The organism is Sphingomonas sp. BL-S-29, assembly GCF_055521495.1.
In genome coordinates, this window is the sequence record NZ_CM145482.1 from 2473643 (window position 1) to 2495875 (window position 22233).

Consider the following 22233-nt stretch of genomic DNA (forward strand, 5'->3'; position numbering starts at 1 on the left):
GAGGGGTGGTGCTGTGACCGCTCCCCTCTGGACCTCCGCCGAGATCGCGGCCGCCACCGGCGGGACCGCATCGGCCGACTTCGCCGCCAGCGGCGTCACCTTCGACTCCCGTGAGGTCGGCCCGGGCGATCTGTTCGTCGCGCTGAAGGGCGAGGCGAGCGACGGGCACAAATTTCTCGATCAAAGCTCCGAGCGGGGAGCGTCGGGTGCGGTTGTCAGCGTATCGACACCGCACCCGCATGTTTTGGTCGCCGATACGATGGCGGCACTGGAAGATCTGGCGCGCGGCGCGCGGGCGCGCACGGACGCGAAGATCATCGGCGTGACCGGATCGGTCGGCAAGACCAGCACCAAGGAGGCGCTGTTCGCGGCGCTCGATCGTGGTGCGCCCGGCACCGCGCATCGGTCGGTGAAGAGCTACAACAATCATACCGGCGTGCCGCTGAGCCTCGCGCGCATGCCGGCGGCGAGCCGGTTCGGTGTGTTCGAGATGGGCATGAACCATGCCGGCGAACTGGCGCATCTGACCACATTGGTGCGCCCGCATGTCGCGATGGTGACCGCCATCGCCCCCGCACACACTGCCTTTTTCCCCGACGAATCCGCCATTGCCGACGCCAAGGGCGAGATCTTTGCCGGGCTCGAGCCGGGTGGGGTGGCAATCATCCCGTATGACAGCCCGCATCGCGACCGGCTGATCGGCCATGCCAGGCCCCATGCGGCCAGGATCGTGACCTTCGGTCTCGACCAGGGCGCGGACGTCCGCGCGATCGAGACGATGCGCACCGCGAGCGGCGGAACCTTCATCACGGCATCGCTGGGCGAGAAGGAGCTGAGCTTCACCGTCGGCCAGCCCGGCATGCACTGGGTGTCGAACGCGCTGGCGGTGCTGGTGGCGGTCGACGCGGTCGGCGGCGATCTTGCGATGGCGGGGCTCGCCCTGGCGGAACTGAGCGGGCTTGCCGGGCGCGGCGCCCGGTTGACGGTGCCGGTCGCGGGCGGCGAGGCGCTGGTCATCGACGAGAGCTACAACGCCAATCCAAGCTCGATGCGCGCGACCCTGGCGGTGCTCGGTGCCGAGAAGGCGATACGCAGGATCGCGGTACTGGGCGAGATGCGCGAGCTCGGCGAGAAGAGCGACGCCTATCACGCGGCGCTGGCCGAACCGATCATCGCGGCAGGCGTCGAATGGGTCATTCTGGTCGGTGAAGCGATGGCGGCACTGGCGAACGCGCTTGAGGGCAAGGTCGATTTCGTTCATGTGGCCGATGCCGCCGCCGCGCGGACGAGCCTGTCGGCATTGCTGGCGCCGGGCGACGCGGTTCTCATCAAGGGTTCGAACGGAGTCGGGTTGGCGAGCGTGGTCGCCGGTTTGGCGAACGGGACAGCATAATGCTCTATTTGATCGCCAATTATCTCGGTTTTCCGGGTCTTCTCAATCTCTTCCGCTATCAGAGCTTTCGGTCGGGCGGCGCGGTCGCGACGGCTTTGTTCATCGGCCTGATCATCGGTCCCCGTTTCATCGGCTGGCTGCGCGTGCGCCAGGGCAAGGGGCAGCCGATCCGCACCGATGGACCGCAGAGCCATCTGGCCAAGCGCGGCACGCCGACCATGGGCGGGTTGATGATCCTGACCTCGCTCACCCTCTCGCTCCTGCTGTGGATGCGATTCGACAACCCGTTCGTCTGGGCCTGTGTGTTCGTGACATTGGGGTTCGGCGCGATCGGTTTCCTCGACGATTATGACAAGGTGAGCAAGGCCAGCACCAAGGGCGTTTCGGGCAGGATGCGCCTGCTGGGCGAGTTCGCGATCGCGGCGATCGCGAGTGCCCTGATCGTCCACGAGAACGGGACGCATCTCTATCTGCCCTTCACCACCGGCGTCTCGATTGACCTGGGCTATTTCTACATCGTCTTCGCGGCGTTCACGATCGTGTCGTTCGGCAATGCGGTCAATCTGACCGACGGGCTCGATGGCCTGGCCACCATGCCGGTGATCATCGCCTCGGTGACGTTCATGATCATCGTTTACCTGGCGGGCAATGCGAAGTTCGCGGCCTATCTCGGCATCCCGCACGTGCCGGGCGCCGGCGAACTGGCCATCTTCTGCGGCGCGATCGTCGGCGGCGGACTGGCCTTTCTGTGGTTCAACGCGCCGCCGGCCGCCGTCTTCATGGGCGACACGGGCAGCCTGGCACTGGGCGGCGCGCTGGGTGCCATCGCCGTCGTCGCGCACCACGAGATCGTGCTGGGCATCATCGGCGGCCTGTTCGTGATCGAGGCGCTGTCGGTCATCATCCAGGTGTTCTTCTACAAGCGCACCGGCAAGCGCGTATTCAGGATGGCGCCGATCCATCATCATTTCGAGCAGCTCGGCTGGAGCGAACCGACGGTCGTGATCCGTTTCTGGATCATCGCGCTGGTGCTCGCGCTCGCAGGCCTGTCGACCTTGAAGCTTCGGTGATCACCAGCCCCACCTGGCGCGGCAAACGCTACGCAGTGCTGGGGCTTGCACGCTCGGGCGCGGCGACGGTGCGCGCGCTGGTGGCGAGCGGGGCCGCGGTGACGGCGTGGGATTCGAACGAGGCGGCGCGGGCAGCGGTTGGCGGAGCGACCATCGCCAACCCGGAAGAGATCGATCTTACCGGCTTCGACGGGCTCGTCGTATCGCCGGGGGTGCCGATCAATCGCCACCCGGTGGCTGCCAGGGCGCGCGCGGCGAACGTCCCGATCATCGGCGATATCGAGCTGTTCGCGCAGGCGCGGGCCAGCTTGCCGGCACACAAGGTGGTCGGGATCACCGGCACCAACGGCAAATCGACCACGACCGCGCTGATCCACCATATCCTGGAGACTGCAGGCGTCCCGGCGCGGCTTGGCGGGAATATCGGCAAGCCGATCCTGGGCGAGGAGCCCTTGTCGGAAGGTGGCGTCTATGTGCTCGAGCTGTCGAGCTATCAGATCGACCTGACGACCAGCCTGGATTGCGATGTCGCGATCCTGCTCAACATCACACCCGACCATCTCGATCGCTATGACGGGTTCGAGGGTTATGCCGCCTCCAAGGCGCGGCTGTTCGCGATGCAGTCGCCCGATCACGCCGCGATCGTCGGGATCGGCGATGCCGCCTCGGCCGGGATCGCGCGGTCGCTGTCGGCGCGGGGCGAGCATCTGACCAGGATCGCGCCGGGCATCTGCATGGACCAGTCGCGTTGGCCGTCGCTGCAAGGGCCGCACAATGCCCAGAACGCGCTCGCCGCGATCGACGCGTGCACGGCGCTCGGCGTCGATGACACAGCGATCGAACGCGGTCTGGCGAGCTTCAAGGGTCTGCCGCACCGGATGGAGCGGGTCGCCGCGCATCGCGGCGTGGCGTTTGTCAACGACAGCAAGGCGACCAACCCGGAATCCACCGCGCCGGCGCTTGCCGCCTTCTCGCACATCCACTGGATTCTGGGCGGGCAGGCCAAGACCGATGACCTGGATGCCTGCGCTCCCTGGTTCGGGCACGTCGCACGCGCTTATACGATCGGCGAGGCCGGACCGCGTTTCGCCGCGATCCTGAAACCGCTCATGCCGGTCGAGCAAAGCGGCACGCTCGAAGCGGCGGTGAAGGACGCCGCGGCGAACGCCGCGGCCGGAGACACGGTGCTGCTGTCGCCGGCCTGTGCGTCGTTCGACCAGTTCCGCGATTTCGAGGATCGCGGCGATCAGTTCCGCGCGCTGGTCGAGGCGTTGCCATGACCAGGACCGGCTCCGGCACGCTGACGCTGTGGAAGCGCATGAAGGGCGAAGGCGGTCGCGGCGACCGTTCGGCGCTCGGCATGTGGTTCTGGGATATCGACCGCGTGCTCCTGCTGCTCACGCTGTTGCTGATCGCGGTCGGGCTGATCGCGGTAGGCGCTGCCTCGCCAGCGGCGGCGACGCGCTATTCGGACGACAAGCATCATATCCCGCCGCTCTTCTATCTCTGGTGGCAGCTGGCCTGGGTGTGCGTGTCGCTGCCGATCCTGTTCACCGTGTCGATGCTGCCGGTCGCCATCGCGCGGCGCATGGCGCTGCTCGGCACCGTCGCCTGCCTCGTGCTGCTGATCGCGGTGCCGTTCTTCGGGGTGGAGAAGAATGGCTCGACGCGCTGGCTCAATTTCGGCGTGTCGCTGATCCAGCCGTCGGAATTCCTGAAACCCTTTTTCATCGTCACCTGCGCCTGGCTGTTGTCGATGCGCGCCAAGGACGAGTCGCTGCCGGTGGTGATCATCACCGGGGCGATGACCGTGCTTGTCGCGGTGCTGCTGATGCTTCAGCCCGATTTCGGCCAGACCATGGTGTTCGTCGCGGTGTGGCTGGCGTTGCTGATGATCGCGGGGACATCGCCCAAGGTGATGGCGGCGCTGATCGGCTGCGTGCCGGCCGGCGTGATCGCCGCCTATCTCTTCTACGGCACGGCGCGGACTCGCATCGACGCCTATCTCTTCCCGAACGCCGAGGGGGCGGGGGGATCGGACCATTTCCAGACCAACGCGGCGCACGATACGATCACCGGGGGCGGCTGGCGCGGTACCGGGCCGGGCGGCGGATCGATGAAATTCCGCCTGCCCGAGGGGCATACCGACTATATCTTCTCGGTGATCGGCGAGGAATTCGGACTGATCGCCTGCATGATCATCGCGCTGCTGTTCCTCGCGATCGTCGTCAGGGTGTTCGTGAAGCTGCTCGATGAACAGGACGAGTTCCGGCTGTTCGCGGCCGCCGGCCTCGCGACTCAGTTCGGCACCCAGGCGCTGATTTCGATGGCGGTGAACACCGGACTCGCCCCGTCCAAGGGTATGACCTTGCCCTTTATCAGCTATGGCGGATCGTCGATGATCGCGCTGTCGATCGGTATGGGCATGTTACTGGCTTTCACCCGGCGCAATCCCTTCGTATCGCGGTCGCCTTATATCGCACGATGGAGCGGGGAATGACTCAGGCACGGCATTTCGTCCTCGCCGCAGGCGGCACCGGCGGCCATATGGTCCCGGCAGCGGCGCTCGCGGCCGAACTGATGAAGCGCGGCCATCATGTCGCGCTGATCAGCGACGATCGCGGCGTCCGTTTTCCCGGGCTGTTCGAGGACGTGCAGACTCATGTGCTGCCGGCCGGGCGTCTCGCCGGCGGGCCGCTCGGCTGGGCGCGCGCGGCGTCGGCGATGCTCAAGGGCCGCGCGATGGCGATCGAGCTGTACCGCACCTTCCGCCCCGCGGCGGTGATCGGGTTCGGCGGCTATCCCGCGCTGCCGGCGCTGCTCGCCGCGTTCCACCAGAAGATCCCGACCGCGGTGCATGAGCAGAATGCGGTGCTGGGGCGCGTCAACCGGCTGGTCGCCGGCAAGGTCAGCGCCATCGCGACCTCCTATCCCGATGTCGCGCGGCTCGCGCCGAAATATCGCGGCAAGACTCACCTGGTCGGCAATCCGGTGCGCGATTCGGTGCTGGCGCTGCGTTCCAGGCCCTATCCGCTGCTTGAAGAGGACGGCATCTTCCGTGTGCTGGTGACCGGCGGCAGCCAGGGCGCCAACATCTTGAGCCAGGTCGTGCCGGAGGGGCTATCGCTGTTGCCAGTGAGCTTCCGCCGGCGGTTGCAGGTGACGCATCAGGCGCGGATCGAGGATATCGATGCGGCCCGGGCGAAATATGCCGAACTGTCGATCGCGGCCGACCTTGCGACCTATCTGCCCGACCTGCCCGAACAGCTTGCCTGGGCGCATCTCGTGATCGCCCGGGCCGGCGCGTCGACTCTGGCCGAGCTGACCGTGGCGGGCCGGCCCGCGATCCTCGTGCCGCTGCCGAGCGCGACGGACGACCACCAGACCGCCAATGCGCGCGAAATGACCGAGGCCGGCGGCGCGCGCACGATCGACCAGCGCAGCTTCACCCCGGTCGAGCTGGCCAGGCAGATGCAGAAGCTCGGGCTGGACCCCGTGGCGCTGCAGAACGCGGCGGGCCGTGCGCGCAGCTGCGGCCGTCCCAACGCCGCGCGCGACCTCGCCGACCTGGTCGAGAATTTGAACGACACGCCCGGGGACATGCCGATCGGCGTGCCGATCCCGATGGGCAGCAATGGAAAGCCGCTTTACGCATGAAGGGTGTCGCAACCGATATCGGCACGATCCATTTCGTCGGAATCGGCGGGATCGGCATGTCCGGCATCGCCGAGGTGATGCACAATCTCGGCTACAAGGTGCAGGGCTCCGACATGGCGGAGGGCTATGTCGTGCAGGGCCTGCGCGACAAGGGCATCACCGTCCATATCGGCCAGAAGGCCGAAAATCTCGCCGACGCGGTGGTGATCGTCACCTCGACGGCGATCAAGCGCGGCAACCCCGAACTCGAGGCCGCGCTCGAGCGCCGCATCCCGGTGGTGCGGCGCGCGGAGATGCTGGCCGAGCTGATGCGGCTGAAATCCACCGTCGCGGTCGCCGGCACGCACGGCAAGACCACGACGACGTCGATGATCGCGGCGCTGCTCGACGCGGGCGGCGTCGATCCGACCGTGATCAACGGCGGGATCATCAACAGCTACGGGTCCAACGCGCGGCTCGGCGCGAGCGACTGGATGGTGGTCGAGGCCGATGAAAGCGACGGCAGCTTCCTGCGGCTCGACGGGACGATCGCGGTCGTCACCAACATCGATCCCGAACATCTCGACCATTATGGCTCGTTCGACGCCGTGAAGGACGCGTTCGTCGAGTTCGTCGAGAATGTGCCCTTCTACGGCGCGGCGCTGCTCTGCCTCGATCATCCGGAGGTCCAGGGCATCATCCCGCGCCTGCGCGACCGCCGCGTGGTAACCTACGGCTTCTCCGCCCAGGCCGATGTGCGCGGCGTCAACGTCACGCCCATCCCCGGCGGCAATCGTTTCGAGACCATCGTGCGCAACCGTGACGGGACAAGCCGCTCGATCGAGGGGATCGAGCTGCCGATGCCGGGCCGCCACAATGTCCAGAACGCGCTCGCCGCGATCGGCGTGGCGCTCGAGCTCGGCATCGACGATGCCACGATCCAGCAGGGGTTCAGCAAGTTCGGCGGGGTGAAAAGGCGCTTCACCAAGGTCGGCGAGGTGCCGCTCGACGGCGGCGTCGTGACGATCATCGACGATTACGGTCATCACCCGGTCGAGATTCGCGCGGTGCTGTCGGCGGCGCGCGAGGGCGTCGAAAGCCGGGTGATCGCGGTGGTGCAGCCGCATCGCTATTCGCGGCTCGGCGACTTGATGGAGGAGTTCCAGCAGGCGTTCAACGATGCCGACATGGTCTATGTGACGCCGGTCTATGCCGCGGGCGAGGCGCCGGTCGAGGGGGTCGACGCGGAAGCTTTGGTCGAGGGCATCAAGCGGCGCGGCCACCGATCGGCGGCAACGATTGCCGATGCCGATGCGCTTGCGACGACGCTGGCCGGGGTGGCCCGGCCGGGCGACATGGTCGTATGCCTCGGGGCGGGGGACATCACCAAATGGGCTGCGGGCCTCGCCGATGCGATCGAGGCAGCGCGATGAGCAATGTCTGTCATGCCTTGCCGCCGCTGCAGGGCACGGCCGTGCATGACGGCAGCCTGGCCGACTTCATCTGGTTCCGCACCGGCGGGCCGGCCGAATGGCTGGTGCGGCCGAAGGACGTGCACGACCTGTCGGTGTTCCTGGCCGGGCTCGATCCCGAGACGCCGGTGCTGCCGGTGGGGGTCGGATCGAACCTGATCGTGCGCGATGGCGGCGTGCCCGGGGTCGTGGTGCGCCTGCCCAAGGCGATGGCGAAGACAGTCATTGAACCGGGCAACCGGGTGCGCGCCGGTGGCGCGGCGATGGGGATTTCCGTCGCGAGCGCCGCACGGGACGCTGGCATCGCCGGGCTGGAGTTCCTGCGCGGCATTCCCGGCACGGTCGGCGGCGCGGTCAAGATGAATGCGGGCGCTTATGGCCGCGACACGTCGGATATCCTGATCGAGGCGACCGTCGTGACACGCTCGGGCGATGTCGAGATCTGGCCGGCGGCGAAGTTCGGTTATGTCTATCGCCATTCCGATCTACCGCCGGGTGCCGTGGTGGTCGAGGCAGTGTTCGGAGGTACGCCAGGCGATCCGGCGGTGATCGGCGCCGAGATGGACCGGATCGCGGCCGAGCGCGAGGCGTCGCAGCCGCTGCGGTCACGCACGGGCGGATCGACCTTCAAGAATCCCGACGGCCACAAGGCCTGGGCGCTGATCGACCAGGCGGGCTGTCGCGGGCTGACCCGCGGCGACGCGCAGGTCAGCGAGAAGCATTGCAACTTCCTGCTCAACCTCGGCCGCGCGACCAGCGCGGAGATCGAGGCGCTGGGCGAGGAAGTGCGCGAGAAGGTGAGGGCGACGTCCGGGGTCGAGCTCGAATGGGAGATTCAGCGCGTGGGCGTAAAGAAGTGAGCTTGCACGTCGCAGTCCTGATGGGCGGCTGGTCGGCCGAGCGCGAAGTGTCGCTGATGTCGGGTGCCGGGGTCGCTGATGCGTTGGAAAGCCTCGGCCATCGGGTCACCCGGATCGACATGGGTCGTGACGTCGCGGCCAGGCTGGCCGAGGCGGCGCCGGATGTCGTGTTCAACGCGCTGCACGGGACACCCGGCGAGGACGGGTCGGTGCAGGGCATGCTCGACCTGATGGGCCTCAAATACACGCATTCGGGCCTCGTCACCTCAGTGATCGCGATCGACAAGCTGCTGACCAAGCAGACTCTGGTGCCACACGGCATCCCGATGCCGGGCGGGCGGATCGTGAAGAGCGAGACCCTGTTCGATGGCGATCCATTGCCGCGCCCCTATGTGCTGAAGCCGGTCAATGAAGGCTCCTCGGTAGGCGTGGCGATCGTCACCGACGAAGGCAATTACGGCAACCCGATCGCACGCGGCGTAAGCGGGCCCTGGGGCGAGTTCGAGGAGCTGCTGGCGGAGCCCTATATCCGGGGGCGCGAGCTGACCACCGCGGTGCTGGCCGGCGAGGCGCTCGCCGTGACCGAGCTCAAGCCCAAGAGCGGCTGGTACGACTATGATGCGAAATATACCGATGGCCTGACGGTGCATGTCTGCCCGGCGGAGATCCCCGACGAGATCGCCGACGCCTGCAAGCGCATCGCGCTCGATGCGCACCGGCTGCTCGGCTGCGAGGGCGTGTCGCGCGCCGATTTCCGCTGGGACGACAGCCAGGGCGTGGACGGCCTGTTCCTGCTCGAGGTCAATACCCAGCCCGGCATGACCGCGCTGAGTCTCGTGCCCGAGCAGGGGCGCTATATCGGTCTCAGCTATGCCGAGCTGGTCCAGAAGATCGTCGAGGAGGCCCTGGGTCCGGAGAAAAAGACGTGAGCCGAACGATCAAGCGCGGATCGCCGCCCCGCCGGCAGATCCAGTCGAAACGCCGCCAGCAGCCCAAACAGTCGATCATCGACCGGATGATCGAGGCGCTGCCGATCAGCCACGAGACCCTGGGCCGGATTGCCACCTGGTCGATCGTCGGCGCGGTCGGTGCGGTCGCGATCGCGGCGGCGACCTGGTTCGGCGTACCGGGCGCGATCGGCGTGGCCATTGCCGAGGGTGTCGGTCGTGCCGGCTTTCGTGTCGAGCAGGTCGAGGTCACGGGTCTCAAGCGAATGGATCGGATGACGGTCTATGCCGTCGCGCTCGATCAGAAATCCCGCGCGATGCCGCTGGTCGATCTGGAGGATGTTCGCCAGAAGCTGCTGTCCTATGGCTGGATCGCCGATGCCCATGTCTCGCGCCGGCTGCCCGACACACTGCTCGTCCATATCGTCGAACGCACACCCACGGCGGTGTGGCAGGATCGCGGGCGCTTGTCGCTGATCGCGGAGAACGGGGTGTGGCTGGAGCCGGTAAAGGCTGACGCCATGCCCGATCTGCCGCTGGTCATCGGGCCCGGCGCGAACCAGCAGGAAGCGAATTATCAGAAGCTGCTCGAGGCCGCGCCCGCGCTCCGCCCGCTCGTCAAGGCGGCGACCTGGATCGGCAACCGGCGCTGGAACCTGTTGTTCGAATCCGGCGAGACGCTGGCGCTGCCCGAAGGTGATGCCGACGCCGCCAGGGCGCTGCTGAAATTCGCCCAAATCGACGGAGTGACGCCATTATTGGGCAAGGGCTATCTCCGTTTCGACATGCGCGATCCGAAGAAGTTTGTCGCACGCAAGCCCGGTCAGGTGGTCGAGCGTGCGATTTCCGACCCGGACAGCGAAAATAGGCCGCAGGGACCGGCACTTATCGAAGCTAAGCATAGCGCGTTCAAATTGGTACAGGGGTAAGGCGTATGGCGAAGACAGCACCTGAAGGACTGATCACCGCGCTCGATATCGGATCGTCCAAGGTCTCGGCGCTGATCGCGCAGAAGGGCGATGGCGGCGAACTGATCGTGCTCGGCACCGGCCAGCGCGAGAGCAGGGGGGTCAAGCGCGGCTATATCGCCGATGCGGCGGCGACCGAAGTCGCCGTGCGCGAGGCGGTCGAGCAGGCCGAGCGGATCGCCGGTACCAATATCGAGAATGTCTGGGTCAGCTTCTCGGCCGGCGGGCTGGTGTCCGATGTCGCCTCGATCGAGTTCGAACTGGGCGGCCACCGCGTCGAACAGTCGGATATCGACGCGCTGCTCCAGGCGGGGCGTGAATCGATCGATCCGGCCGGCCGCATGGTGCTGCATGCGCAGCCGGCATTGTACACGCTCGATGGCCTGACGGGGGTGAAACGCCCGCTCGGCCTGCATGCCGACCGGCTTGGCGTGCATATCCATGTCGTCGCCGCCGACGGATCACCGGTGCGCAATCTCGGCCTGTGCGTCGCCAATGCGCATCTCGAAGTGAAGGCGATCATCGCGTCGCCGGTCGCGACCGGCATGGCCTGCCTGTCGGAGGAAGAGCGCGAGCTGGGCGTCGCGATGGTCGAAATGGGCGCCGGCATCACCAATGTCTCGCTGTTCGCGGGCGGCATGCTGGTCGGCCTGACCTCGATCCCGATCGGGGCGGCGGACATCACCGACGACATCGCCTCGGCATTCGGCACGCGCCGGGCCCAGGCCGAGCGGATGAAGTGCTTCTACGGGTCGGCCAATGCGTCACCGCGCGACAATCACGACATGATCGAGGTCGCGCCGATCTCCGCCGAGGACGGCGCGGGCGAGGGCGCCCGCATCACGCGCGCGCAGCTGATCTCGGTGATCCGCCAGCGCCTCGATCATCTGATGAGCGAAGTGCAAAAGGCGCTGGTCGACCTGAAGTTCGAAGGTCCGGTCGGGCGCCAGGTCGTGCTGACCGGCGGCGGCGCCGAGCTGAAGGGGATCGCCGATTATGCGCAGCAGGCCCTGGGCCGTTCGGTCCGCATCGGCCGGCCGCGCGGGCTGACCGCCTTGCCGGAAGCGCATGGCGGACCGGCATTCGCGACCCTGGCGGGCCTCGCTTTCTATGCCGCGGCGGATCCGGTCGATTTGCGGTCCTTGTCACCGACTAACCAATTGGTGCACCGGCCCAAGGGACTTGCGATCTTCAAGAGGCTGATCGCAACCGCCAAGGCGAATTATTAAAGAAATACGACAAGATTTAGCTGTTCGTGCTGGAGTCACCGCAAGGGATGGTGCAGAACGAACGGTATCATCATTTAAGCGCCCCGATGTTTGGGGTGTTGCGGAGACCAGGCGATGAGCATCGAATTCCTTCCCCCTGAAGTCGACGAACTGACGCCGCGCATCGCGGTGATCGGGGTCGGCGGTGCCGGAGGCAACGCGATTGCGAACATGATGCGCGCTGAAGTCCAGGGCGTCGATTTTCTTGTCGCCAACACCGATTCGCAGGCGCTCAAGCAGTCGAGCGCGTCGCACAAGATTCAGCTCGGCGCGAAGATCACGCAGGGCCTGGGTGCCGGTTCGCGTCCCGAGATCGGCCGCGCCGCGGCGGAGGAGACGATCGAGCAGGTCAGCAAGATGCTCGAGGGCGCGCACATGTGCTTCATCGCCGCCGGCATGGGCGGCGGCACCGGCACGGGCGCCGCGCCGGTCATCGCCAAGGCAGCACGCGACATGGGCATCCTGACCGTCGGTGTCGTGACCAAGCCGTTCGCCTTCGAGGGCAAGCGCCGCGCCGCGAGCGCAGAGGCAGGCATCGAAGAGCTGCAGAAATATGTCGATACGCTGATCGTCATCCCGAACCAGAATCTGTTCCTGGTCGCCAATGCGAACACCACCTTCAAGGAGGCGTTCCAGATGGCGGACGAAGTGCTGCAGCAGGGCGTGCGCGGCATCACGGATCTGATGGTCATGCCGGGCCTCATCAACCTCGATTTCGCCGACGTCCGCTCGGTGATGCAGGAGATGGGCAAGGCGATGATGGGCACCGGCGAGGCGTCGGGCGACAATCGCGCGATCGAGGCGGCGTCCAAGGCGATCGCCAATCCTCTGCTCGACGGTGTGAGCATGAAGGGCGCCAAGGGCGTGATCGTCTCGATTACCGGCGGCGACGATATGCGCCTGCTCGAAGTCGACGAAGCGGCGAACCACATTCGCGAACTGGTCGACGAGGACGCGAACATCATCTGGGGTTCGGCATTCAACCCCGAGCTCGAGGGCAAGATCCGCGTTTCGGTCGTTGCGACCGGCATCGAAGCTGACTCGCGTCCGACCGCCGCGGCGGCCCCGGTGTCGCGCGCCTTCACCTTCTCCGCGCCGAAAAAGGCCGAGGAAGCGCCGGCACCCGTGATAGAGGCCCCCGAGCCCGTGGCGATCGATGCCGAGCGACCAGCGGACATCGTCCTTGAGGCGCCCGAGGCGGCCGGCGACAGCGATGAACTCGTACTCGGCAGCGAGACACGGGTTTCCGACATCCCGGTGTTCGGCGACGAGGAAGAGGTCGCGGCGGCGCCTGAAGCCGCACCCAATCCCGATTTCCCGGCGCGCCGCCGCTGGCTGTCGCCCGGCGCCCCCGCCGCGGAGGAAGCGCCGGTCGAAGCAGAGCCCGTCCCCGCCGCGCCGCGCGTGAAGCTGGGCGGTACCCTGTTCGAGCGCATGTCGAGCGTCTCGCGCGGTGCCGCGCGCGACGAGGAGCCGGCCGACAAGGATGGGCTCGACATTCCACGCTTCCTGCATCGCCAGAACAATCAATGAGATGATGCCAGGGTGCGCGCCCGGTTTGTCGCCGGTGCGCGTCGCTCTGGCGCGCGGTGCCCCGACGGGACATTGCCCGTTCAGCCGGGCTCGGCTCTAGGCTGCCTTCTCATGCGCGTCTCCCGCCTCTTCGGATATGCCTTCACGCTTGCCTTGCCCCTTTCGGCGATGCCGGCGGTGGCACAGGTGCAGACGGTGCAGCCGCTCAATCCGCTGGGCGACGAGCTGGCGGCGGAAATGCGCCTGCTCGCGGCCAACCCGCTCGACATCAACGCGTTGGTACGCGCCGGCGAACTCGCGCTGAAGCTGGGCGACCAGACGGCGGCGGCGACGTTTTTCGCGCGCGCCGAGCGGCTCGATCCGCGTAATGCCCGAATCAAGGCCGGCACGGGCAGCCTGCTGGTCCAGGCCGAACGGCCCGGCGAGGCACTGCGCCGGTTCGGCGAGGCCGAGGCACTGGGGCTCGATCCGCGCTATTATGCCGCTGATCGTGGCCTGGCCTATGATCTGGTCGGCCAGCAGGAACGCGCCCAGCGCGACTATCGCCTGGCCCTGAAGGATGGCGCCGCCGATGAGACGATCCGCCGCTATGCCCTGTCGCTGGGTATATCGGGCAAGCGCGATCTGGCGCTGCAGCAGCTCGATCCTTTGCTCCGCCGAAGCGATCGCGGCGCATGGCGCGCGCGCGCCTTTATCCTGGCGATGAATGGCGACGAGCAGGGCGCGGCGCGTATCGCCACCAACATGATGCCCCCGGGACTCGCCGAGGGGCTGCAGCCCTTTTTCGAGCGGCTTCCGGGCCTCGGCGCGACCGATCGGGCCTTTGCAGTGCATTTCGGCGAGCTGCGCGCGACACCCGAGCGGATCGCGGATAGCCGGATGATCCCGACGCTCGCGCCGCTGCCGCCCGAGCCCGGCACCGTCGCGCCAGCAGTCTTAGCGGCGGCGCAGGTCCAGTCCAAACCCCAGCAGGACGATCGTCGCAGCCGCCGCAGGAAGCGCGGCAGGCTGGATATCGTGCCGGCGGCAACGGCGCCGCCGCCGCAGGTCCAGCCGCAGGCGCCGCCGTTGCCGCAACCGCCGGCCTATGTCGCAAGCACTGAACCGGCCTATCAGCCACCCTACAGCCAGCCGGGCATCGTACAGCCGCTCCCCGGCGTACCGACGCGGACATCAGAGGTCGGTCGGCAAAACATGACGCTGGCCCCGGCGACCGGATCGCGGCCCGCGACCATCGCCCCGACGCCGCCGGCCGCGCCGGAACGGCGTACAGTACAGGCGGAAGCCGATACGCGCGTGGCTGCTGTTTCGACCCCGTCGCCGGCCGCTCGGCCGGTATCGCCGCCGCCCTCGGCATCCGGATCAACAGCGCGTGCCTCGTCGACGTTGCCGGATCGTCCGGCAATCGTGACGAGGTCGCCGCTGCCGTCCGCGATGGAAACCAGCACCGGGGCCGCGGAAAACTCTCCCCGGCCGCTCGTCGGTGCACCGGCATCGGTTGCGTCGTCCACCGCGGTGCCCACACCTGCCGTGACGACCCCGCCGGTGCGCGGCGTCGCTGCGGCGCCGACCCCGGTACGGAGCGAGGATTCGATCCTCGCCAGCATTATCGCGAATATCGCCGTGCCCGGATCGGAACTGGTGGCTGGCGCGCCGGTCGACACCGTCCGGGCCGATCCGACGCCAGCGCCAGTTCGGGCGGCGCAACCGCCGGCCGACACGGGTGCAGCGGCGCGCGAGCTCGCGGAAAAAAAGGCGGCGGCCGACAAGCAGGCGCTTGCCGACAAGAAAGCGGCTGAAACGAAGAAGTTGGCCGAGGCCAGGAAGCTTGCGGACGCGAAAAAGGCCGCCGAGCTGAAAAAGAAGAACGATCCCAAAATCCTGGAACCCTCGCGCATCTGGGTTCAGGTCGCGGGCGGGGCGAATGAAGCGACCCTGCCCAAGGAGTGGGAGAAGGTCCGCGCCAGGGCGCCTGTGGCGTTCAAGGGCAAGTCCGGCTGGACCACGCCGCTGCGCGCCACCAACCGCGTGCTGGCGGGGCCGTTCAAGACCAATGACGAGGCCCGCGCCTTCGTCAATGCGCTGGCCAGGGAGGGGCTGTCGGCCTTCACCTTCACCAGCGACGCTGGCCAGAAGGTCACGAAGCTGGCGGCGAAGTGAGCGCCGCCCCGCGTCATGCGCCCTGGGCCGCGGACCCGGCGAAGAGTCGCGGCCGCCTGAACGACGAGCAGCGCGAAACCGTGCGTGGGCCGCGCGACGCGTTCCAGCGCGACCGCGACCGCATCATCCATTCGATCAGCTTTCGCCGTCTGCGCCACAAGACCCAGGTGTTCATGGCACCGGATGGCGACCATTTTCGCGTTCGCCTGACTCATAGCCTGGAGGTTGCGCAGATCGGGCGAACCGTGGCGCGCACGCTTGGCCTGAATGAGGACCTGACCGAGGCACTATGCCTGGCGCACGACATCGGCCATCCGCCCTTTGGCCATGCCGGCGAGGATGCGCTGAAAGAGGCGCTGACCGGGCTGGGCGGGTTCGACCATAATGGCAACACGCTGCGGGCGCTGATGGTGATCGACAGCCCCTATCCGCGCTGGAACGGCCTGAACCTGACCTGGGAGACGCTTGAGGGGCTGGCCAAGCACAATGGCCCGATCGCCCGACCGCAATGGGCGCTGGCGGAGGCCGATGCGGCGTTTCCGCTCGACCTGACGCGCTGGCCTTCGCTCGAGGCGCAGGTCGCGGCGATCGCCGACGACATCGCCTATGACAATCACGATATCGACGACGGATTGCGTGCCGGGCTGCTGACGCTGGATCAGATCCTGGCGGTGCCGGTCGTGGCGGCGGGCTGGGACGCGACCCGCAAGCGCTTTCCCGACATCGCGCCCGACCGGCTGGTCGGCGAGCTGGTGCGCTCGCAGATCGGCACGATGGTCAACGATCTGATCGCGGAGACCCGGCGCCGCGTGACCGATGTGGGAATCGAGACGGCCGAGGATGTACGGGCCGCAGAGACCTGCCTCGCAGGCTTTTCGGACGAGATGCGTGAGGCCGAGCGGTCGCTCAAGCGCTTCATGTACGCCAATCTCTATCATCATCCGCGCCAGCTCGAGGCAGCGCGGATCGCCGGGGAACTGGTGGCGGGGCTGTTCGACGCCTATCACGCCGACCCGAGCCGCATGCCCCCCGACTGGCATGGGCGGCTACCCGCGGAAGAACCCGCGCGCAGCCGCCACATTGCCGATTTCATTGCCGGGATGACCGACCGATATGCCATCACCCGCTATCGCGAAGTGGTCGGTCCGATCGATCTGCCCGAAGGGTTTTAGCGCAAGAGTTTGTTGGCTTGAATCATCTCTCTCCGTTCGCCCTGAGCTTGTCGAAGGGCTGTTCTTTCTTCGGAGGAAGAGAAGAGCAGGGCTTCGACAGGCTCAGCCCGAACGGTGGGGATCAACCCAGCCCGAGAACGTCTTAGCGCGAGGCGAGCACGACCGGGGTCAGCTTGGCCTGGGCGTCCTTGACGGTGAACGAGACGGGCTCGCCGCCCGACACACCGCTGACCTGGTCGCCGCGCACGACGAAATCGAACGCGCTGCCGGAGGGATAGCGGCGGCCGCTGATGACCACGCGGTTGGCCTTGATCGCCATGGTGTAGACATAGGTCTGGCCGTCGCGGGTGAACTTGCGCTGGGGGGCCGCGTCGCTGGCGAGAGCGGGAGCGGAGAGGGTCGCCAGCGTCGCGGCGGCGGCAAGGAGAGTCTTGGGGAGGATAGTCATGGATCTTTCCTTTCGTTGCTCGAAAGCCAGATCAGCATCCTCACCGCTCGTCTTGTGGGCTCATGATATTGCAGTGCAGCAAAATCCCAACCGCAAAGATTGCGCGGCCAGTTGCAAGAAATGGAGGTGCACCGCTGCGGCCATGGATCCGAGGGCCCGCCTGCGAACAGGACTGGGTTGGTCGCGCGATTTGAGTGTGGGCGCGCCATCCGCTAAGGGCCGCGCTCGCTCTTTTGACCGGACCAGCAATGACCCTTTACACCCGTTTCGCCGCGCATCTCGATGCGGCGCTTGATGCCCTTGCCGCGGCGGGCGATCTGCCCGCCGGGCTGGATCGCGCCAACGTCACCGTCGAGCCGCCGCGCGACCCGAGCCATGGCGATCTCGCGACCAACGCCGCGATGGTGCTGGCCAAGCCCGCCGCGACCAATCCGCGCATGCTGGCGGAGAAGATCGCGGCCGAACTGGGCAAGCTCGACGAGGTCCAGGCCGTCTCGGTCGCCGGCCCCGGTTTCATCAATCTCGCGCTGACCGACGACACGTGGCGGTCGGAACTGTCGACGATCCGTGACGAGGGCGGCGATTATGGGCGCTCGACCAAGGGCGCGGGCACCACGGTGAACATCGAATATGTCTCGGCCAACCCGACCGGGCCGATGCATATGGGCCATTGCCGCGGCGCGGTGGTGGGCGATGCGCTCGCCAGCCTGCTCGAATTCGCCGGCGCCACCGTGATCCGCGAATATTATGTCAACGATGCCGGCGGCCAGGTCGATACGCTCGCCCGCTCGGTACACCTGCGGTATCGCGAGGCGCTGGGCGCCGATATCGGCGAAATTCCCGAAGGCCTGTATCCGGGCGATTATCTCGTACCGGTGGGTCAGGCGCTGGCCGCCGAATTCGGCGACAAATATGTCGACGCGCCGGAGAGCGAGTGGCTGGTGCTGTTCCGCAAGCGGGCGGTCGCGGCGATGATGGAACTGATCAAGGCCGATCTCGCCTTGCTCGGCATTCATCACAACCTCTTCTCCTCCGAGGCGGAACTTCAGGCAGCGGGCAAGCCCGAGGCGGCCGAGGCGGATTTGCGCGCGCGCGGCCTGGTCTATGACGGCATGCTCGAAGCGCCCAAGGGCGAGACGCCCGAGGATTGGGAGCCGGTGGTGCTGCCGCTGTTCCGCTCGACTCAGTTCGGCGACGACCAGGACCGGCCGATCAAGAAGTCGAACGGGCAATGGACTTATTTCGGCGCTGACCTGGCCTATCATTACCAGAAAGCGCAGACCGCCGACGCGCTGATCGACATCTGGGGCGCCGACCATGCCGGCACGGTGAAGCGGATCGTCGCGGCGGTGCAGGCGCTGACCGGCGGCAAGACGCGCTTCGACGTGAAGCTGGTGCAGATGGTGCGCCTGCTGCGCGCCGGCGAGCCAGTGAAGATGTCGAAGCGTTCGGGCAACTTCGTCACCCTGGCCGATGTCGTGCGCGAAGTCGGCAAGGACGTGGTGCGGTTCACCATGCTGACCCGCAAGTCGGACGCGCAGATGGACTTTGATTTCGCCAAGGTGGTCGAGGCGTCGAAGGACAATCCGGTCTTCTATGTCCAATATGCGCATGCCCGGGTTGCGTCGCTGCATCGCCGGGCCGCCGAGGCGGGTATCGTTTGCGGGGCGGTCGATCTGTCCCGACTGGAAACGGAGGATCTCGCGCTGGTGAAGCGCGCCGCGCAGTTCCCGCGAGTCGTGGAAACGGCGGCGGCGGCGCGCGAGCCACACAGGATCGCCTTTTATCTCTACGATCTGGCCGCTGAATTCCATGCGCTGTGGAATGTCGGCAACGATCGGCCCGACCGCCGCTTCCTGATCGCGGACAATGCAGCGGTTACCTGCGCGCGTCTTTTCCTGGCGGAAGCAATCGGGCAGATCATCCGCAATGGCCTCGGCATCATGGGGGTGCAGGCGGTCCAGGAGATGAACTGATGACGACGTCGAGAGACTATGAGGTCCGCGACGAGGATCGGCTGCCCTGGCTTCAAACCGTGGAAGAGGATTACGATCAGGGTCCTTCGGTCCTTCGCGTGATCCTGATGATCGTCCTTGGCCTCGCGATCATCGCGGCGGCGATCTTCGGCTATTATTGGTACCAGCAGCGTCGGGGCGCCGACGGAAACGGCGCGCTCATCGTCGCGCAGGAAGGCGATTACAAGGTCAGGCCCGACGATCCCGGCGGCCTGAAGGTCGAGGGCGAAGGCGAGGTGGCCGTCGCGACGAGCGATGGCGAGAGCGGTGGAAACGCCGCGATCGATCTCGGCGCGACGCCTGAGGCGCCCGTTGTCGGGACCAGGGCCGCCCCGGTGGCGCCTGCTTCGAGCGGATCGAAGACGGCCGTGGTGGCCGTCCCGGCATCGGGCGGCAAGCTGGCCGCGACGACGCGGTCGTCCGCGCCCACCGCCGGACCCATGTCGCGCGGTTCGCTGGTGCAGCTCGGGTCCTTCCCCGACGAGGCGTCGGCCAACACGGCCTGGGCCCGAGCGTCGAAACGCTTCACCTACCTCGCCCCGCTCGGCAAGTCGGTGCAAAAGGCCGAGGTGAACGGGCGCACCGTTTTCCGTCTCCGCGTCAATGCGGGCAGCGCGGGCGCGGCGACCGAGCTGTGCGGCCGTCTGAAGGTCGCGGGCGAAGACTGTTTCGTGGCGAACGACTGACCCGTCTCCGGACATGTGGCGTGTTCAGTTAAATATCTGATATTTATAGATATTATGGAAAATATTAGGCGCGCGAGCGAGCGGGAGATATGGGACATCATGGTGTCCCATATCTCCCGCTCGCCCTCGAACCGTTTCCTGAAGGACGGGGCTTTTTGAGGGAGGGGCTTCCTGTTAGTCCCCTTTTATGAAGCCCGTCATCTACGGCCTGTCCGGCCTGAACCTCACGTCCCAGGAACGTTCCTTTTTCGCCGCGGCCGACCCCGCCGGCTATATCCTGTTCAAGCGGAACATCGCTGATCGGGCGCAGGTCCGCGCGCTGACTGACGATCTGCGGGCCCTGTCGGGACGCGACGACCTGCCGATCCTGATCGATCAGGAGGGCGGTCGCGTCGCGCGGATGGGGCCGCCCGAATGGCCCGCTTTCCCGGCCGGCCCGGCCTTCGACGCGCTGTACGAGACCGCGCCGATCTCGGCGATCGAGGCGGCGCGGGCCAATGCCCAGGCGATCGCGCTGATGCTGGCCGAGGTGGGCGTCACGGTCGATTGCCTGCCGTTGCTCGACGTGTCGCAGCCGGACACCACCGAGGCGATCTCGACCCGCGCGCTTGGCTCCGAGCCGATGCGCGTCGCGGCGATGGGCCGCGCGATCATCGAGGGGTTGCGCGAGGGCGGGGTGGTCGGCGTGGTCAAGCATATGCCGGGGCACGGCCGGGCGAAGGTCGACACCCATTATCACCTGCCGACCGTCACGGCCTCGGACGCCGAGCTCGAGATCGACCTGGCGCCGTTCAGGGCGCTGGCCGGCGCGCCGATGGGAATGACCTCGCACATCGTGTTCGAGGCCTGGGATGCGGAACGGCCGGCAACGCTCTCTCCGGTCGTGATCGAGCAAGTGATCCGCGGGCGGATCGGCTTCGACGGCCTGCTGATGACCGACGATATCGACATGAAGGCGCTCAGCGGCAGCGCGGGCGACAAGGCGGCCGGAGCGATCGCCGCCGGATGCGACCTGGTGCTCGATTGCTGGGGCCGGATGGACGAGATGGAGGATATCGCCGCGCGGCTTGGCGAAATGCCCGCGCGGTCGCTCGAGCGGCTCGACCGGGCGATGGCGACGATTGCCGGCAAGGCGCCGCAAGGCGAGATCGCGGCGCTGATCGCCAGGCGGGACGCGCTGCTGGCGCACACCTAGTGCCTCCCTCTCCCCCTGCGGGGGAGGACCTGTTAGCGTGATGCAATGGACGCTGAAGCCGAGACGCTGACCCTTGATATCGATGGCTGGGAAGGCCCGCTCGACCTGCTGCTGGCACTCGCGCGCAACCAGAAGGTCGATCTGCGCGAGATCTCGATCCTGGCGCTGGTCGACCAGTATCTGCGTTTCATCGAGGAAGCCAAGGCGATCAAGCTGGAGGTGGCGGCCGATTATCTCGTGATGGCCGCGTGGCTCGCCTATCTCAAATCGGCGCTGCTACTGCCGCGCGATCCGGAGGAACAGCCGAGTCCAGAAGAACTGGCGCTTCGCCTCCAGCTTCGCCTCGAACGGCTCAATGCGATGCGTGAGGCCGGCGCCCGGCTGATGGCGCGCGACCGGCTCGACCGCGACGTCTTCCTGCGCGGCGCGCCCGAAGGGCTGCGTACGGTGCGCAAGGCATTGTGGCAGGCCGAGATCTACGACCTGATCTCCGCTTATGGCCGGATCAGCGCGCGTACCCGGCCGGTGATGCATATCGTCGCCAACCGGCCCGTGATGACGCTCGACGCCGCGCTGGAGAGGGTATCGCGTCTTGTCGGCGAACGGATAGACTGGGCCATGATCGAGACCTTCCTGCCTGAGTCAGCTTCGGGCATTTTCCGCAAATCGGCACTCGCCTCCAGCTTCGTCGCAGCGCTCGAGCTGGCGCGGCAGGGCAGGGTCGAGCTTCGCCAGAAATCGCCCTTTGCCCCGCTCTACCTGAAGGCGCCGTCGGTGGAGGCCGGGGCATGAAGCGCGCCGACGATCTGACGCGGGCGGTGGAAGCCGTGCTGTTCGCCGCGACCGAGCCGATGACGGTGGACGCGATCCGCGCGCATCTCGGCAATGCGGACAATGTCCGTAGCGTGCTGGAGGAGATCCAGGCCGATTTCGCCGGGCGCGGCATCGAACTGGTCCGGCGCGGCGACCGATGGCATTTCCAGACCGCGGGCGACATGGCGCACCTGCTCCGCCGCGACCGGGAGGAGCCGCGCAAGCTCAGCCGGGCGGGCATCGAGACGCTGGCGATCATCGCCTATCACGAGCCGGCGACTCGCGCCGAGATCGAGGCGATTCGCGGCGTGCAGATCTCCAAGGGTACGCTCGACGTGCTGATGGAAGCAGGCTGGATTCGCCCCGCCGGGCGCCGTGAGGTGCCCGGAAGGCCGCTCCTCTACGCGACGACGCCCGAATTCCTCGGTCATTTCGGCCTTGCCAGCAGGCGTGACCTGCCGGGAATCGACGATCTCAAGGCGGCGGGGCTGCTCGATCCGGTCGATCTCGCGCTGGAACATGCCGGCGAGCATGAAGATGAGAACAGCGAGGTAGAAAAGGCGGACGATGAGGACTAGATAGGCCTGCGTCCTAGGA

The 22233-nt window shown here is 67.0% G+C and carries 19 protein-coding genes; 18 read left to right on the plus strand and 1 reads right to left on the minus strand.

Annotated elements, in window-relative coordinates:
• Positions 1–13: 13 nt before the first annotated feature.
• The 13 genes from ACZ1I2_RS11750 (at position 14) to ACZ1I2_RS11810 (ending at position 16479) form a co-directional block, all read left to right on the plus strand.
• Complete coding sequence (locus ACZ1I2_RS11750; RefSeq protein WP_465169515.1) at positions 14–1393, plus strand: UDP-N-acetylmuramoyl-tripeptide--D-alanyl-D-alanine ligase; 1380 nt, start codon at positions 14–16, stop codon at positions 1391–1393.
• Positions 1393–2463 (plus strand): phospho-N-acetylmuramoyl-pentapeptide-transferase, encoded by a 1071-nt coding sequence (gene mraY / locus ACZ1I2_RS11755; RefSeq protein ID WP_465169514.1) that lies wholly within the window; start codon positions 1393–1395, stop codon positions 2461–2463. The genes ACZ1I2_RS11750 and mraY overlap by 1 nt, the downstream gene beginning before the upstream one ends.
• The gene (murD, locus tag ACZ1I2_RS11760) at positions 2460–3743 is read left to right on the plus strand and encodes a UDP-N-acetylmuramoyl-L-alanine--D-glutamate ligase (RefSeq protein WP_465169513.1); all 1284 of its coding nucleotides are present in this window, start codon (positions 2460–2462) and stop codon (positions 3741–3743) included. Before mraY ends, murD begins: the two co-directional genes overlap by 4 nt.
• Positions 3740–4963, plus strand: coding sequence for an FtsW/RodA/SpoVE family cell cycle protein (locus ACZ1I2_RS11765; protein WP_465169512.1), 1224 nt, complete (start codon positions 3740–3742; stop codon positions 4961–4963). The genes murD and ACZ1I2_RS11765 overlap by 4 nt, the downstream gene beginning before the upstream one ends.
• Entirely contained in the window at positions 4960–6120 is a 1161-nt protein-coding gene (gene murG / locus ACZ1I2_RS11770) for an undecaprenyldiphospho-muramoylpentapeptide beta-N-acetylglucosaminyltransferase (RefSeq protein WP_465169511.1), read from the plus strand. Before ACZ1I2_RS11765 ends, murG begins: the two co-directional genes overlap by 4 nt.
• On the plus strand, positions 6117–7532 hold the full coding sequence (gene murC / locus ACZ1I2_RS11775) for a UDP-N-acetylmuramate--L-alanine ligase (RefSeq protein ID WP_465169510.1): 1416 nt from the start codon (positions 6117–6119) through the stop codon (positions 7530–7532). Before murG ends, murC begins: the two co-directional genes overlap by 4 nt.
• Positions 7529–8431, plus strand: a complete 903-nt coding sequence (gene murB, locus ACZ1I2_RS11780) for a UDP-N-acetylmuramate dehydrogenase (RefSeq protein WP_465169509.1) — start codon at positions 7529–7531, stop codon at positions 8429–8431. Before murC ends, murB begins: the two co-directional genes overlap by 4 nt.
• Before the next feature lie 20 nt (positions 8432–8451).
• Positions 8452–9360: a D-alanine--D-alanine ligase gene (locus tag ACZ1I2_RS11785; RefSeq protein WP_465177149.1), complete on the plus strand. Its 909-nt coding sequence runs from the start codon at positions 8452–8454 to the stop codon at positions 9358–9360.
• Positions 9357–10307, plus strand: coding sequence for a cell division protein FtsQ/DivIB (locus ACZ1I2_RS11790; RefSeq protein WP_465174064.1), 951 nt, complete (start codon positions 9357–9359; stop codon positions 10305–10307). Before ACZ1I2_RS11785 ends, ACZ1I2_RS11790 begins: the two co-directional genes overlap by 4 nt.
• 5 nt (positions 10308–10312) lie before the next feature.
• Entirely contained in the window at positions 10313–11575 is a 1263-nt protein-coding gene (gene ftsA, locus ACZ1I2_RS11795; RefSeq protein WP_465169507.1) for a cell division protein FtsA, read from the plus strand.
• Positions 11576–11689: 114 nt separating this feature from the next.
• Entirely contained in the window at positions 11690–13147 is a 1458-nt protein-coding gene (gene ftsZ, locus ACZ1I2_RS11800) for a cell division protein FtsZ (protein WP_465174063.1), read from the plus strand.
• Positions 13148–13258: 111 nt separating this feature from the next.
• Entirely contained in the window at positions 13259–15307 is a 2049-nt protein-coding gene (locus tag ACZ1I2_RS11805; RefSeq protein ID WP_465174062.1) for an SPOR domain-containing protein, read from the plus strand.
• A complete protein-coding gene (locus ACZ1I2_RS11810; RefSeq protein WP_465169504.1) occupies positions 15304–16479 on the plus strand; it encodes a deoxyguanosinetriphosphate triphosphohydrolase in 1176 nt (391 codons plus the stop codon). Before ACZ1I2_RS11805 ends, ACZ1I2_RS11810 begins: the two co-directional genes overlap by 4 nt.
• 142 nt (positions 16480–16621) lie before the next feature.
• On the opposite strand, the gene ACZ1I2_RS11815 is transcribed toward ACZ1I2_RS11810, so the two are convergent.
• The gene (locus ACZ1I2_RS11815; protein ID WP_465169503.1) at positions 16622–16927 is read right to left on the minus strand and encodes a hypothetical protein; all 306 of its coding nucleotides are present in this window, start codon (positions 16925–16927) and stop codon (positions 16622–16624) included.
• Positions 16928–17175: 248 nt separating this feature from the next.
• On the opposite strand from ACZ1I2_RS11815, the gene argS reads away from it, so the two are divergent.
• From argS to scpB, 5 genes are all read left to right on the plus strand, one after another.
• Positions 17176–18903 carry an arginine--tRNA ligase gene (argS, locus tag ACZ1I2_RS11820; RefSeq protein WP_465169502.1) on the plus strand — a complete coding sequence of 576 codons (1728 nt, stop codon included), beginning with the start codon at positions 17176–17178 and terminating at the stop codon, positions 18901–18903.
• A complete protein-coding gene (locus tag ACZ1I2_RS11825) occupies positions 18903–19628 on the plus strand; it encodes an SPOR domain-containing protein (protein ID WP_465174061.1) in 726 nt (241 codons plus the stop codon). The genes argS and ACZ1I2_RS11825 overlap by 1 nt, the downstream gene beginning before the upstream one ends.
• Before the next feature lie 187 nt (positions 19629–19815).
• Positions 19816–20823 (plus strand): glycoside hydrolase family 3 N-terminal domain-containing protein, encoded by a 1008-nt coding sequence (locus ACZ1I2_RS11830; protein ID WP_465174060.1) that lies wholly within the window; start codon positions 19816–19818, stop codon positions 20821–20823.
• 45 nt (positions 20824–20868) lie between these two features.
• The gene (locus ACZ1I2_RS11835; protein ID WP_465169499.1) at positions 20869–21615 is read left to right on the plus strand and encodes a segregation and condensation protein A; all 747 of its coding nucleotides are present in this window, start codon (positions 20869–20871) and stop codon (positions 21613–21615) included.
• The gene (gene scpB, locus ACZ1I2_RS11840; protein ID WP_465169498.1) at positions 21612–22214 is read left to right on the plus strand and encodes an SMC-Scp complex subunit ScpB; all 603 of its coding nucleotides are present in this window, start codon (positions 21612–21614) and stop codon (positions 22212–22214) included. The genes ACZ1I2_RS11835 and scpB overlap by 4 nt, the downstream gene beginning before the upstream one ends.
• The last annotated feature ends 19 nt before the right edge of the window (positions 22215–22233 follow it).